The organism is Salegentibacter sp. Hel_I_6 (assembly GCF_000745315.1).
GTDB lineage: Bacteria > Bacteroidota > Bacteroidia > Flavobacteriales > Flavobacteriaceae > Salegentibacter.
In genome coordinates this window covers 769790-784663 of record NZ_JQNQ01000001.1, presented here as the reverse complement: position 1 = coordinate 784663, position 14874 = coordinate 769790, and the positions used below count along the sequence as shown (strand labels likewise).

13 protein-coding genes and 1 tRNA gene are annotated in these 14874 nt (G+C 35.4%); 9 read left to right on the top strand and 5 right to left on the bottom strand.

Going from position 1 to position 14874, the window contains the following annotated elements; all coding sequences use genetic code 11:
• Positions 1-131: 131 nt before the first annotated feature.
• Positions 132-623, bottom strand: coding sequence for a DUF4494 domain-containing protein (locus FG27_RS03555; RefSeq protein WP_037315601.1), 492 nt, complete (start codon positions 621-623; stop codon positions 132-134).
• Positions 624-831: 208 nt separating this feature from the next.
• Positions 832-1494, bottom strand: a complete 663-nt coding sequence (locus FG27_RS03550; protein ID WP_037315598.1) for a hypothetical protein — start codon at positions 1492-1494, stop codon at positions 832-834.
• Positions 1495-1609: 115 nt separating this feature from the next.
• Here FG27_RS03550 and FG27_RS03545 point away from each other — a divergent pair, with 115 nt between their 5' ends.
• Together FG27_RS03545 and FG27_RS03540 are read left to right on the top strand one after the other, a co-directional pair.
• Positions 1610-3193 carry an amidohydrolase family protein gene (locus FG27_RS03545; protein WP_037315597.1) on the top strand — a complete coding sequence of 528 codons (1584 nt, stop codon included), beginning with the start codon at positions 1610-1612 and terminating at the stop codon, positions 3191-3193.
• 119 nt (positions 3194-3312) lie between these two features.
• Positions 3313-3954 carry a hypothetical protein gene (locus FG27_RS03540; RefSeq protein ID WP_037315594.1) on the top strand — a complete coding sequence of 214 codons (642 nt, stop codon included), beginning with the start codon at positions 3313-3315 and terminating at the stop codon, positions 3952-3954.
• 145 nt (positions 3955-4099) lie between these two features.
• On the opposite strand, the gene FG27_RS03535 is transcribed toward FG27_RS03540, so the two are convergent.
• From FG27_RS03535 to FG27_RS03525, 3 genes are all read right to left on the bottom strand, one after another.
• Positions 4100-4552 carry a DUF1801 domain-containing protein gene (locus FG27_RS03535; RefSeq protein WP_037315591.1) on the bottom strand — a complete coding sequence of 151 codons (453 nt, stop codon included), beginning with the start codon at positions 4550-4552 and terminating at the stop codon, positions 4100-4102.
• A gap of 7 nt (positions 4553-4559) precedes the next feature.
• Positions 4560-5405 carry a universal stress protein gene (locus tag FG27_RS03530; protein WP_037315588.1) on the bottom strand — a complete coding sequence of 282 codons (846 nt, stop codon included), beginning with the start codon at positions 5403-5405 and terminating at the stop codon, positions 4560-4562.
• Between the two features lie 361 nt (positions 5406-5766).
• Positions 5767-7158, bottom strand: coding sequence for a dipeptidase (locus FG27_RS03525; protein ID WP_037315584.1), 1392 nt, complete (start codon positions 7156-7158; stop codon positions 5767-5769).
• A gap of 111 nt (positions 7159-7269) precedes the next feature.
• On the opposite strand from FG27_RS03525, the gene FG27_RS03520 reads away from it, so the two are divergent.
• From FG27_RS03520 to FG27_RS03495, 7 genes are all read left to right on the top strand, one after another.
• Positions 7270-7351, top strand: a tRNA-Leu gene (locus tag FG27_RS03520).
• Between the two features lie 700 nt (positions 7352-8051).
• Entirely contained in the window at positions 8052-8786 is a 735-nt protein-coding gene (locus tag FG27_RS03515; protein WP_037315580.1) for a GLPGLI family protein, read from the top strand.
• Positions 8787-8876: 90 nt separating this feature from the next.
• The gene (locus tag FG27_RS03510; RefSeq protein WP_037315577.1) at positions 8877-9596 is read left to right on the top strand and encodes a GLPGLI family protein; all 720 of its coding nucleotides are present in this window, start codon (positions 8877-8879) and stop codon (positions 9594-9596) included.
• 162 nt (positions 9597-9758) lie between these two features.
• Entirely contained in the window at positions 9759-10502 is a 744-nt protein-coding gene (locus FG27_RS03505) for a GLPGLI family protein (protein ID WP_037315574.1), read from the top strand.
• 457 nt (positions 10503-10959) lie between these two features.
• On the top strand, positions 10960-11136 hold the full coding sequence (locus FG27_RS19100) for a hypothetical protein (protein WP_156101191.1): 177 nt from the start codon (positions 10960-10962) through the stop codon (positions 11134-11136).
• 54 nt (positions 11137-11190) lie between these two features.
• On the top strand, positions 11191-11892 hold the full coding sequence (locus FG27_RS03500) for a GLPGLI family protein (protein ID WP_051935741.1): 702 nt from the start codon (positions 11191-11193) through the stop codon (positions 11890-11892).
• A gap of 222 nt (positions 11893-12114) precedes the next feature.
• Positions 12115-14793, top strand: a complete 2679-nt coding sequence (locus FG27_RS03495) for a carboxypeptidase-like regulatory domain-containing protein (protein WP_037321924.1) — start codon at positions 12115-12117, stop codon at positions 14791-14793.
• The last annotated feature ends 81 nt before the right edge of the window (positions 14794-14874 follow it).

The following is a 14874-nucleotide window of genomic DNA, read 5'->3' as shown; positions in this document are numbered from 1 at the left end:
GGTTTTCAGTATATTTTTTCGAGAGCGAAATATTTTTAGAAAAAAAGACGTACCGAATTCGATACGTCTTTTCATTATTTGCTGATAAAAATTTGCTTACACCAATGATTCCGTGTAGAAATGCTAATTTTTTATTCTGCAGTTACCTCAGCAGTTTCGGTAGCTTCAGCTTCTTCTAATTCCTCTTCTTCTCCTGTAAAATATGGAAATACGGCAAGAATAGGAGACTCTGTAATTGCGGGAATACTGTAATCTCCCATGGTATTTTGCATCGCCTGGGTAGTGTTTTCAAAAGCCTCTTTTACATCATTGGCCTGCACCAACAAGTAAGTATTGGTTTTCTTTTCTTTACCGCTCTCTTCATCAAGAGCTACCAGAGAAACTTTCGATTTAAACCAGCGATCTGAATTTTCGAAAGGATGAACCTCTGAGAAATTAGCGACTTTAATATTCATTATCCTGAAATCTTCACTCGTATAGGCCTTCATTTCTTCGCTAATTCTGGCTTCAGCTTCAGTATAAGAAACCGCATCCAATAGGTAGGTATCTGTAGTTACCTTTTGCTCACCTGTTTCGTGTGTTTTTCTGTATTTCACCTTACATTCATACCAAATTACGCTCATGTCTTATTTTTTAGGGATCCAAAAATATGATTTATACCGGTCCGCATACAGAATCTGCTGGGAGTTTATTCACAATTTTAGATCCTTAAAAATATTTGAAATTGTGATTAGTAGATCTCTTTCATTTTTAAGCCTTTAGCAATTAAGACCTGGAAATTTATAGAGCTCTTTGTAGAAATGTCGATTTAAATAAAGTCGAAAATTTTAATCAGTCATTTTCGAACTCTTCTATTTCACTTTCCCATTCTGAAGAGATTATTTCCTCTTTTTTTACCAGATTTCCTGAAGTGGTTATTTTAAATTGATTACTATCTAATTCCTTCAGTTCCCAAATAATATGTTCTGCTTCGGGAAATTCAACATTACCATTCATTTGTTCTTCAAACAATCTTTTTACAATATTTCTATCAGAAAGCGCTTCATTAAACAACCGCAAAATCATTTCTTTAGTTAGCTTGGTGTCGTTATTTTTATCTGAGGGAATAATAGTACAATCGATAATAGTGGCGCTAGAACTCGGAAATTTCCCGTTGAAAGCTTTGAAAAGCAATTGGTTAATATGAAAGAGGGTAGATTGTAATTCCATTTCAGGGTATTCCTCACAAACCGTATCTATCAACATGTCGTTGGAGATTTGTTCTATTTGCCCTTCAGATAATTCTTCGCTTAGTTTATAATCTAAAACGATTCTGGCGGCTTCATCGGCTTCAAAGTCGCTTATAGCCATAAATAATAATTCTCTCAAATTTTCAGATTCTTCCGCATCAGGATAATTAAATCTTTCCAGCAGCTGAATATAATCTGCGTTGGTCCAGTATTCTTTGATTTCATCAACAGTACTGACTTTTTCTATGTTTATTTTGTATTTCATTTTTAATTTTTTTTTCGGTTATTTAAGTATTTACTGCAATTAGCATGATAGTCATTTCCTACTGAATAATCCTTTATATTTGAAATTATTCAAACAAAAAACCAACTATTAACTTATGAAATCAGCCCTCCGTTTCTTCGTTTTCTTTTTTATATTTCAGTTAAGCACTGCCCAGGTAGAAAAAGCCCCGGAAAGAACACAGGGAGAAGGGCCCTGGTCTCAACTCATAATAAGAGGTGTGACGCTTATTAATGGGAATGGAGCACCACCAACGGGACCGGTGGATGTAGTTGTTACCGATAACCGCATCACCGGGGTACATGTAGTGGGATATCCCGGGGTGGAGATTGATGCTACTAAAAGACCGGAACTGAAAGAAGGAGGAAAAGAACTGGATGCTACGGGAATGTTTTTGCTTCCGGGATTTATAGATGTGCACGGGCATATTGGCGGAAAAGCGCAAGGAGCAGATGCTGAATATGTTTTTAAACTTTGGATGGCCCATGGAATAACCACGGTTAGAGATCCATCGGCGGGTAACGGACTCGATTGGGTGCTGGATCAAAAACAGAAAAGTGCTGCCAATGAGATTACTGCTCCGCGGCTTTATGCTTACACGGCATTTGGGCAGGGTAGTAAGGAAGGAATTTCTACGCCTGAACAAGCCCGGGAATGGGTGAGGCAAAATGCAAAAAATGGAGCAGATGGAATAAAATTCTTCGGTGCGCCTCCAAAAATTATGGAAGCAGCATTGGATGAAAATAAAAAAGTAGGATTAAGAGCCACGGCGCATCATGCTCAAATGGCGGTTGCAAAATGGAATGTACTTCATTCGGCGCGTGCGGGTCTAAATAGCATGGAACACTGGTACGGCTTGCCAGAAGCGATGTTTACCAACCAAACAGTGCAGGACTATCCTGCAGATTATAACTACAATAACGAGCAGGATAGGTTTAGCCAGGCCGGTAAACTATGGGAGCAGGCAGCAGAACCGGGAAGCGAAAAATGGAATGCTGTGATGGAAGAACTCCTGGAATTAAATTTCACACTTTCTCCTACCTTTAATATTTATGAGGCTAGCAGGGATCTTATGCGTGCACGAACTGCCGAATGGCATAGCGATTACACGATGCCTTCTCTTTGGGAGTTTTATCAGCCCAGCAAGATTTCACACGGCTCTTATTGGCATTTTTGGGGAACAGAACAAGAAGTAGACTGGAAACGAAATTACCGAAAATGGATGGATTTTGTGAACGAATATAAAAACCGAGGCGGGCGCGTTGTAGCAGGATCTGATTCCGGATTTATTTTTCAGTTATATGGATTTGCTTATATAAGAGAATTGGAATTGCTTCGTGAAGCTGGACTGCATCCTATGGAAGTTGTTATGGCAGCAACCCTAAATGGTGCAGAATTGCTGGGAGTGGAAGATGACCTGGGGTCTATAGAGGTTGGTAAGCTGGCAGATTTTGTACTTGTTGAAGAGAACCCGCTTGCTAATTTTAAAGTGCTTTACGGTACCGGTGCAATCAAACTTACTGAGGAAAATGAGGTAGTTAGGGTAGGTGGAGTAAAGTATACTATTAAAGATGGGATTATTTATGATTCTAAAAAAATGCTCGAAGATGTGAAGGAGATGGTGGATAAGAAAAAAGAGGAAACAGGCTTTAAATTTAGACAACCGGGGGTAGTGAGGTAGTTGAGAGATCTTTTCTCGCTATTTCCTGCAATTCCGGAAAATATTATTTCTTTTAAAAACTTTTGGTCTGGCAAAGTGCTTATTGTAGAGAGATTATTTTAAATTATAGTTATTAGTAAATGAAGAAACTCATATTATCACTCGTCCTTTTATTAGGGTTCAATTCTTACGCCCAACTTAATTTTAGTTCTTATGAAAAAGCAACTTTAAAATTACGGAATGGGGATATACTAATAGGTGAAGCCAGGATCACTGATGATGAAAAGGTGAATTTCAGAAAAAGTAAAGGCAATAAAAAACAAAAACATAATTATAGAACTTTAGAAAGTTTTAGAATTTACGGTGAGAAAGATACGCTAAGGTTTACTTATAAGATTATAGCTGGAAAAGAACCACGATTAATGAGAGTATTGAGAGAATATCCCGGGCGAATTAATTTATATGCAATTGAGTACTTTAACAATACATTTCGTCCCGGCGGCACCCCGACAAATCCAGCCGTGCCTTTGGGTGAGGGTGTGAGTTTAAGTACAGGGGTTGCTGTAAATGCAAGTGAGTATTATTTAAATAAAGGAAATGGTTTTGAAGTAGTGAAAATTGGGAACGATCATCCTGTTTTTGGTAAGCGACGATTTAAAAATGCCCTAATTGAATTTTTTGAAGATTGCCCTAAGCTTATTGAGAAAGTAGAAGAAAATGAATTCAGTAGAAGAGAAATGGAAGCTATTGTAGATTTTTACATTACCAATTGTCACTCTTAAAAATTGATATTTTATAGGATTTATTTGTAAAACTAAATGCAATAATCCTATTCCGCATAAATTGAGTTTTAATAAATGATCAAATTTAGATAGAGTATCGATTGGGCTATATTAACCTTTAGAAGGCTTAATAGCTTATTTCAAGTTACCGAAGTTGACTTTCATATAGATCGATCCAATCCCGTACGGTGATTTTAGCTACTAGCTCGCCGATTAATTCAAAAGGGATCTTATCAGGTTTTTTAAACCTGATACAACTCTTTCCAATATCTATTTTGTTGATAGGTAATTTTGCATATTCTTCTTTAAACCATTTTAATAAATCAGGATCAGCATATAAACCCAGGTGGTAAAGTGCGATAAAATTCTTTTGTGCTGCAATATTTATAAAAGGTAAGGGGAGTTTGGGGTTGGCGTGGTATCCGGCAGGGTAAATTTTGTGTGGGACAACATAACCAATCATTCCGTAGTTTAAGGTTTCAGTAAAACCTTCAGGAATATTTTTCTGAATTATTTCACGAAGCTTAATTAACGCCGACTTTTTATCTTCGGAAATCTGATTTACATAATCTTCAACAGAATTAGCTTCAATCTTCATTTCAATTTTATTCCATTTCTTTTAAAATCAATACCGGAACTTTCGGGTTGAAGTCTATATCTTCTTTAAATCGTTGTGAAAAGAGCTTGCTGAAAAATCCCTGTTTGCGTTTATAAAGCGCCAAAAAGTTACTTTCCCTGCTTTCAATAAATAAATGAATTCCCGTTGTAACCGTTGTTTGTGTGAGTTTATGGAAGCTGAAATCTACTTCAGAAAAATAGGCTTTTAGTGTTTCTTTATTTTGTTCCTGCTCTTTGCTAAGTGGCCTGTTATCACTATCAATATATAAAATTCTAATACTTGCATTTAAATTACCTGCCATATCTATAAGCGGCGCAACTTCTTTGTTTTTAAAAGGAAATTTATAATTAGTAGGAAAAATAATTTCTCGATTAGAAGCAGGAAGAGCTTGCATTTGCTCTGGAATAATTAAAAAAGGGCAATCCTCAACTTTTTCAATAACTTCTGAAATTTCATTTTCAAAGGCTGCATTAATCGATACATTTTCACCACGGGAAACCATTAAAATAAGATCTATATTATAGCTGTCTATGGTTTCCTGGATAGCCTCAGAAAGTTCCTTTTCCCGGGAGATTGTTTCAAATTTATGTTTCTCGTTCTCCTTCCTAAAATTTAATCCCTGAAGTATTTTTTGCAAGCCTTTCTCCGATTCAAGTTTTGCTGCCTCCACCGCAGCGTTATGATTTCTGTTAAGAGAAATCCTCACGGGAACTTTATAAGTGTTCAGAATAAAAAAAGTACAGGGAAAATTTTTATAAAGATTTAAGGCATACACCAGGGCGCTCCAGGCATGTTTGGTGAAGTTAGAAGGAATAAGTATTTTTTTCTCCATAGTTTAGAAAACATTAATAAGCAATCCCTGTAAATATACTAAAACTAATTTCCCAATATTTTTCTGTGGAAAAAATGATTTAAAAAAGTGAGGTTGTTTGAAGATATACGTCATTCTGAACTTGTTTCAGAATCTAGGGCTTTAGTAATCAAAACATGTTAGAAGCTGAAACAAGTTCAGCTTGACGAAACTAGACTTTTCAAACAACCCCAATTTTACAACATTTCTTTGCCTAAGTTGTAGAACCTTAAAAGTAGTTAACTCGAAAATCGAGATTTAAATGATCCATCCCGAAGTATCGGGATGTCTCGAATCATTTTGTTCTCTTATAAAATGCCTCAATGACTTTCCCCAAGGCAGTTTACTCCTGACTCATTTCAGTGAAATATTTATAAAACCACGGGATGGTTTCTATGCCTTTTAAATAATTCCAGATGCCAAAATGTTCATTAGGGGAGTGTATGGCATCGGTATCAAAACCAAAGCCCATTAAAATAATCTTACTTTTCAGCTCTTTTTCGAAAAGGGAAACAATAGGAATACTACCACCGCTTCGCTGCGGAATTGGAGTTTTTCCAAAAGAGGCTTCATAAGCTTTGCTCGCTGCCCGGTAGCCAATATTATCTATTGGAGTAACATATCCCTGGCCGCCGTGATGAGGTTTTACTTTAACTTTTACCGCATCTGGAGCTATACTTTCAAAATGTTTTTTAAATAGTTGGGTGATTTCTTTCCAATCCTGGTTGGGCACCAATCGCATAGATATCTTTGCAAAAGCTTTTGCCGGAAGCACGGTTTTTGCGCCTTCACCAATATAGCCGCCCCAAATTCCATTTACATCTAAAGTTGGCCGGATAGAAGCTCGCTCTAAAGTAGAATACCCAGATTCTCCATGAACATCTTTGATATCAATTTTTTTCTTGTAAGCTTCTTCATCGTAAGGAGCTTCCGCCATTTTAGCCCGTTCTTCCTTACTTAATTCTTCTACCTTATCATAAAAGCCGGGAATGCTTATATGATTGTTTTCATTGGTTAAAGAAGCGATCATTTTACTTAGAATATTAATAGGATTGGCTACCGCGCCACCATAAAGTCCTGAATGTAAATCCCTGTTAGGGCCGGTAACTTCAACTTCTATATAAGAGAGTCCGCGTAGCCCGGTTGTTATAGACGGGGTGTCTTTAGCGATCATTCCTGTATCTGAAATAAGAATAACATCATTGGCCAGTTTTTCTTTGTTGTTTTCTATAAACCAACCTAAATGTTCACTCCCTACTTCTTCTTCACCTTCTATCATAAATTTTACGTTGCAGGGCAGCTTGTTGTTTTGGGTCATATATTCCAGCGCCTTTACATGCATAAACATCTGGCCTTTATCGTCGCAGGCGCCACGGGCAAAAATTGCTCCGTCTGGATGAATTTCTGTCTCCTTGATCACGGGTTCAAAAGGAGGGGAGTTCCACAAGTCTAGAGGATCTGGTGGTTGCACGTCGTAATGCCCGTAAACTAAAACAGTAGGTAGATTTTTATCTATTATTTTTTCTCCATAAACAACAGGGTGGCCGGGAGTTTCACAAATTTCTGCAGCATCACAGCCTGCTTCCAGTAAATTTTTTTTCACCGCTTCGGCGGTTTTCAGCATGGAATCTTTGTAATTAGAATCGGCGCTTATGGATGGAATTTTCAGTAAATCAATGAGTTCGTTAAGGAATCTGTCTTTATGTTCCTCAACATATTTTTTAATATCGGTCATACTAGAAATTTTAACTGAGATAAAGGTAAAAAAAATATTTCCAGACTATTTGAGAATTGAAACATTTATGTATATTTGCATCCGCTTACAACAAGCAATACATTTTGAAACGCGGGCGTGGTGGAATTGGTAGACACGCTAGACTTAGGATCTAGTGCCTTACGGTGTGAGAGTTCGAGTCTCTCCGCCCGCACAAAGGGATAAGCCGACTTGAAAGAGTCGGCTTTTTTGTTTGGGTAACACAGAGGTAACACAAAAAGGCAAATTTTGGCCAGATATTAATTTTTAACATAAATTGAGATTTTAAACTATATCAGGCCTAGTTATCTAAATATTTGAATCAGCCTAATTTTTAAAACTGGGTTTTCTTTTCAAATTGTTTTTCCCTGATGATTCATATACTCCGATACGCTCCTTAAATTAAAATTTAAAAGGAGGGAGTAATTTTTCAAAACTTCTAAGTATTGACTTTATTTCATCCGATTTCACTATTTAACTGAGTTTATTGAATGCGCGAAAATGCCTAAAGGGGTCATAATCCTATACCCAAAATGCAGTGCATCCTTATCATGTAGTCTAAGACCTAGATTCAAATGCCAACGATTTCAATAGTCCCTATTGAATTACTAAAAATATTATTGCACTAATGGAGAACGAAACTATTTCGGTGGTTGGAGGTAAGGAGACCCACTTTAAATCTTAAAAAAAAGATTTTGAAACCTGTTTGAAACCGAAATTCCTTACCAGCTCGTTCTGTTTATGTTGACAGCATTCCAAAACGTTAAACATTTAATGCAATTAATTTTGGTTATTTAAAACTAATATTTTAGTTTTAAAATCTCTAATCCTGCACAATTTTTTCCTATGAGCCGGTAATCCTTTAATAAAACGGAATGAAAATTTTTAAATCGTTAATATTACTTTTATCTACTTCTTTAGTTTATGCTCAGCAATCGGGTACAGCGATATATGGAAAGGAATGGCTTGATCCCTACACTCAAACTGAGAAAGGTCAGGAATTAAAAGAATCCGATCCAAAACTCTACAAAGAATATTTACAAACAGAGCAAGTACAAAGTAAATTAACAAAGCAATTAAACTTCAGCTTAGAGTTCAATAAAGATGAGGGATTATTCACCATGGATGAAATCATGGGAGTTGATGATAATCCAATGATGGGCCTGGCAACAGGCCCATACCAGGGTAATTACTATCAGAATAATAGTAGTAATGAAGTGGTATGGCAATTAAAAAGCTTTGATGGAATGTACCTAATTGCCTTAAGTCCTATAGAATGGAAATTAGAAAATAAACAAAAAACTATTAACCGCTATAAATGTTATAAGGCGAAGGGAAACCAAATGACCTATAAGAAAGGCGATGAAGTCAAAACAGCGGTGATTGCCTGGTATGCACCCGATATTCCTTTTAAATTTGGTCCCATAGGATTCAATGGTTTACCCGGAATGATACTTAGCCTTACAACACGCGGGGAGCATTATTTTTTAAAAAATATTGAGTTTAGTAAGGATGAAAAAATGATAGAGAAACCTAGCGACGGTAAAAAAATGACTTACCTGGAGTTTGTGGGAATATTTGATGAAAAGGTAGATAAAATACGTCCTTAATAAAATACTTTCAAATTTGGGTTTTAGTAAACTACTTCGGAGCAAGCTCACGAAGCATTTAATCTCGATTATCGAGTAAAATTATATTTAATGAGTAGAGCATTCCTGTTATTATTAATTATTAGCTCGAATATTTTAATTGGGCAAAGCTTAAAGGTCTCTTATAAAGTTACCGCTGAAAGTATTTTCGATACCAATCGTCCAGATACTTTACCAGATATGGTGAAAAAAACATTTAAAGATGCCGAAAGAAATTTTGTGAATATAAGCTATATGTTGAGCATAAATAACAATGAATCATCTTTTGAAATGGAAGATTTGCTTTTAAATGATGCAGGTGGAAATGGCAGATTAGCTAAAGCTCTGGCAGGTTTTACGGGTAAGATTTACTGCAATAAAGCAAAAGATATTAAATTAAAACAAAGTGATGTTTATGGTCAAACATTTTTGATTTCTTCAAGTTTCAATACCATAAAATGGAAGATAACGAATGAGTCAAAAGATGTAAGAGGTTTTAAGACTTTTAAGGCTACGGGTACCGAAGAGTATGAAACAGGAAAAGGAAAGGAGGAATGGAACCTGGTTGCCTGGTTCTCCCCTGAAATTAACATCCCGTTTGGACCAGGTGGTTACGGAAATTTACCCGGTTTAATTTTAGAGTTGGAGCGAGGAGGGAAGACGTATTCAGCTTCAAAAATTGAGACTGATAAAACAATACAAATTGAAAGGCCAAAAGAAGGTAAATTAATTTCCCAGACGGATTTTGATAAAATCGGCCGAAATATATCGAAAGAAATTAGTGATAATTAGCTATAAAAAAGATGGCAGAAAGACTTTTGCTAATTTGGATAAAACGTGGTTTAACCTCAGATTTTTCATTGATATTTTGGTGATTATTATTAATTGATCAAATATTTTGGAGTAACCCGAAAATCCTTTTAAGAGCAGAGATAAAATTTTAAACCTTTAACTATGAAAATATGTTCGCTTATTCTGTTGTACTTTTTGGTGTTTTCCAATGTTCAGGCTCAGGTAAAATCGGGGAAGGTAGTTTACAACCTGGAATTAACCTTTAAGCCTAATGAAATTAGTGAACAAAATAATTCAGCCGGTAATTCCACTCTCGCCAAAATGTTAAAAGAGGCAGAGAAGGACTTGAAAGAGGTAAAAGGAATTTTAGAATTTAATTCCAAAATGGCTTATTTCACAAAGGAGATACCAATGCAGATTAATAAAAGTCCTGCTCTAAATATCTCTTTATCGCTATTGGGATTAAGAAATGAAGGTTATTTTTCGAATGTTACAGAAGGGGAAAAATTAAAAGTAAGTGAGAATTTAGGCAAGACTTATCTAATCGAAGATGATTTGGTGAAAAAGGAAAACTGGAATGTTACTCAAGAAATGAAAGTTATTGGTAAATACAATGTATATAGAGCAACTACAACCGAAGTAGTAGAAAATTCAAAAGGAAAATTCGAAAATCAGGTTACTGCCTGGTTCGCTCCTGAAATCCCTTACAGTTTTGGACCTTTGGGATATGGTGGTCTCCCCGGTTTAATACTCCAGCTAGAAATAAATTCAAATTTCCCTTCAAAATACACGGTTGAGAGTGTAGAATTTAGTGATAAAGAAATAAAAATAGAGGCACCTAGGGGTCAAAGAATTTCCAAAGAAGAAATGGATAAGATGGCCAGAAAAGCAATGAATAATTTATGAAAGAAAGGCAAGTGGGGAGAAGCAATTGTACACTTATAGAATCCTGTTGAAATCCGGACACGCAAATATTACTGTGGCTACCAGTGTTGATAATAAAATTGAAAGTGAATAATGAAATATATTTTTAGTGATTTACGTATAGCAACAAGACCAGAAAAAGTTAAAAAACTAAAATAATCGTAATTGCTTAAAATAGAAATAAGTAAAAGTTAAAGAATTATCATTTATATAATTAACTTTCTAGTTGAGATAAGTTAAAATTCCAACTTTAATACGATTTAAAACCTTGATAAATAGGTGTTTATATTCGAAGTAAGGATTTCCCTTACTTTTAGTAAGGAATATTTTTCTTGTTTCTTCCGAATATTTTGGTAATTGCCCTTAATAATTGATCAGTTATTAAGGAGTAACCCGAAAATCCTTTTAAGAGTAGGGATAAAATTTTAAACTTTTAATTATGAAAAAATTAGTTTTACCAATCGTCATGGCATTTATGATGTCACCAATGTTAAATGCTGCTGAGGAAACAGATACAGATTGTTGGAAGTTTGCTTCCGAGCAGGAGGAGCGAGCAGGTGGTGATAATTTTGAAGTTTTCGAACATGCATATATGTTTTGCGAAGAAAATACTTGATTAGAAACTTTTAATAGGCGGATGTGAAAATCCGCCTATTTAAATAAATAAATTATGAAAAAAATTATACTTTTAGTTTTATTATTTTCTACACCACTTTTTGCACAACAAACCGGTACAGCGACTTATAAGAAAAAAGCTGATTTTCAATCAACGCAATCGAACTCAACTACAAAAAGTAAGAATATGAATGAAAGGTTGCAGAAGAGTATAAAAGAACTGGAGTATCAACTCCTTTTTAATGAAACAGAATCGGTGTTCTTTATAAAAGAAAACTTAAAACATTCGAGCAATCAATGGGTTGGTTTAGCCAACACTATGGGAAACGGAACAGGTATAAAATATTTAGATTTTAGGAAGGGAGAAAGAATTCAGAAAAAAGAGTTTGGAGGTAAAACATTTTTAATAACTGAGAATTTAGAGGATTTAAAATGGAAGATTACAAAGGAGTCGAAAATAATGGACGGTTATGAAGTTTTTAAAGCAATTACCAAAGCTATACAGCCAGGATCCTCTAAGAATCAGCCTGTAGATATTACAGCTTGGTTTACTCCGCAAATTTCTATAAATAGTGGTCCGGTTGGCTATGGAGGACTGCCTGGACTTATTGTTGAATTGACTATAGATAATATTTTTACTTATTATCTAACCGAAATCAATTTTGAAGCTATAGAAGATATAAAAAAACCAACTAAAGGAGAAGTTGTTACAATTAAAGAGTACAATAAAGCAGGTAGTACAATGAGTAGTAAATAATAAAAACTCTTTTGCCTTAACAATATTTGATTTCAGACATTATGTGTTAAATGACTATCTGATATTTTAAATCTTACAATAAATACGTAAAAGATCGAAGGGTAAAGAGGTTTATGCTTGGTTTACGCCTGGGGTACCTATATCAGCTGGCCCATAAGGGAGAGAGGCTGAATTTTCCTAAAAATGAATCAAAATAAAATCGTCAATCAAAAAAAATTGATTTTGAGTCGAATTTACTATTCCCTACTTTTACTTGCCTTATTAAGCTTTTCATCAGTTCAAGGTCAAAATCACCTGTCCGGTAAGGTTACAGATTCTGTAAGTGAACCACTTTCTGGTGCCAATATAATTGCCATCCCGGTAAGCGACGCGCTTTCTATGGAATTCTCTATTACCGATGAGCAAGGCCGTTACCGGCTCAATCTTGAAAATGATAGCACCTATGTGCTTGAGCTAAGTTATTTAGGCTATCAAAAAATTTCCGATACGCTAAAACTCCAGGAAGATACTTCCCGAAATTTTAAAATGCAATCCAGTAAGGAGAGTTTAGATGAAATCCTTATTAAACAAAGAATGGCCGTGCTGGTTAGGGAAGATACCATTACCTACAGGACCGAGGTTTTTAAAACCGGAGAGGAAAGAAAACTAAGAGAAGTGCTTAAAAAATTACCCGGTGTTGAAGTAGACCGGGATGGCAATGTTACTGTAAATGGCAAAAAAGTGGATAAGCTCATGGTAGATGGAAAAACATTTTTCACCGGCGACACCAAGCTTGCCGTAGAAAATATTCCGGCAGATGCGGTAGATGAAGTGGAGGTGTTGGATAATTATAGCGAAGTCCCCTTTCTAAAAGGATTGGAAGATAGTGATAAAATGGCCATGAACATCAAACTCTCTGAAGGAAAGAAAAAGTTTGTCTTTGGGGATATTGAGGCCGGCGGAGGCCCTGAAGAAAGATATGTGGTACATCCCACACTGTTTTACTATAGCCCCAAAACTTCGGTAAATTTAATTGGTGACTTTAATAATATTGGAGAGCGCTCGTTCTCTATGGATGATTATATAAATTTTGAAGGCGGCATTCTTTCGTTAATGGATAACCCCGGAGGATTAGATATTTATAACGATGATTTTGCCCAATTTCTTAGAAACGATGACTTTGTCTATAGTAAGAATGAATTTGGCGCTTTTAATATCGTACAGCAAATCACCGATAACTTAGATGTAAATGCCTATACCATAGCTTCCAAAAATAAGATGGAAATGCTGCAGGAAAATGATATCACTTATGTAAATAACAACGGTCTAGATGAATTTCGGGAAACGCGAAACAATAATAATTTATTCTTCTCCCTAAATAAATTACAATTACGTTTTGTGCCCAATGCTGAAGAAGTCCTTACCTACGATGCTTTTGTAAAAACTTCCCGCGCAGATGGACTGGAACAAATTACTTCAGAAACCCCGCAAAACACAACTTTTGTAGATACTCAAAATGAACCAGACGCTATAGATTTCACCCAAAATTTAAAGTACAGCAAGCAGTTTTCTTATAAACACACCACAACGGCTACGGTAAATTATAAATTTAGTAAGGACAAGAACTACCGGAATTGGCTTTTTAACCGTCCACTATTTAGCGGGATTTTACCGTTGGTAGCCGAAGATGAAACATTTCAACTCCTTCAAAATACCTCTTCCAGGCTAAACAAAGCTGCTTTAGAATTGAAGCATTACTGGGTTTTAAACAATACCAATCATATTTATCCCGTGGTGGGCGTAGATTTCTTAAATCAGCAATTCACCACCCTGGATGCACAGGTTTTAAATAGTGGCGAGGTAAACGATTTTACTGAAGCAGGCTTTAATAACGACCTGGATTTTAGGTTTATGGACCAGTATTTCGGGTTTCAGTATAAAAAGAAACTGGGAGATCTTATTATTAAACCAGGACTCTTCTATCATTTTTATATGTGGGATATTAATCAATTAGGCGAACAGATCACCAATAAAACCAAGCCGGTTTTACTTCCGGAATTTGAAGGAGAATACGAAATACATAATTCAGAAAAACTAAAACTTAAATACAGACTAAATTCTCGTTTTTCAGATGCTTCAACTTTTGCGAACAGATTGCGCTTAACAAGTTTCAATAGACTCTACCAGGGGAATGAAGAACTGGAAAATCAGCTTTATCATTCCGCTTCCTTAAGGTATTATAAGTTTAGCTTGTTTAAAGGTATTTTTATCAATGCTATTTTTAACTATACCAATCGCTTGAAATCGGTTAGAAATACTACGATTATTGAAGGTATAGACCAGATCACTACAGCTATTTACACCGATTTACCTGAAGAAACCTTCAGTTTAAGCGGCTCTTTCTCTAAGAAGATCAATGATTATAAATTCACACTTCAAGCAAACGGAAACCTTTCTGAATACTCCCGTATTATCAATGAAGAAATCCTGGATTATGAATCAAAAAATTACGGGTACACTTTTAAAACAGAAACATCCTTTAAGGACCTACCTAATATAGAACTGGGTGTTAAGCACCGCTTTAATGAATTCAGTAATGCTAATTTTGATAACAGCTTTGAGCAAATAAACCCTTATGCCATCCTGGAATATGATTTTTGGAATGCCTTTATTTTAAAAGCAGATTACCAGTATAATTATTATGAAAACCAGAATACAGGAGATATCAACCGTTTTGAAATAGGAAATTTCTCCTTATATTATAATAAGGAAGATAGTCCCTGGGGTTTTGAAATAGCCATAAACAATACCTTTGATGTGCGTTATAGAAGAAATAATTCGTTCAGTCAATTTATAGTGACAGATCAACGGATCTTTATTCAACCCAGAACGGCTTTGTTGAAAATTTCCTATAAACTCTGAATGAGATTTTTTAAATACGTTTTATTTTTATACTACAAAATTATTAGTACCAGCCCCATATCTACCATAACTTTCGCCGGA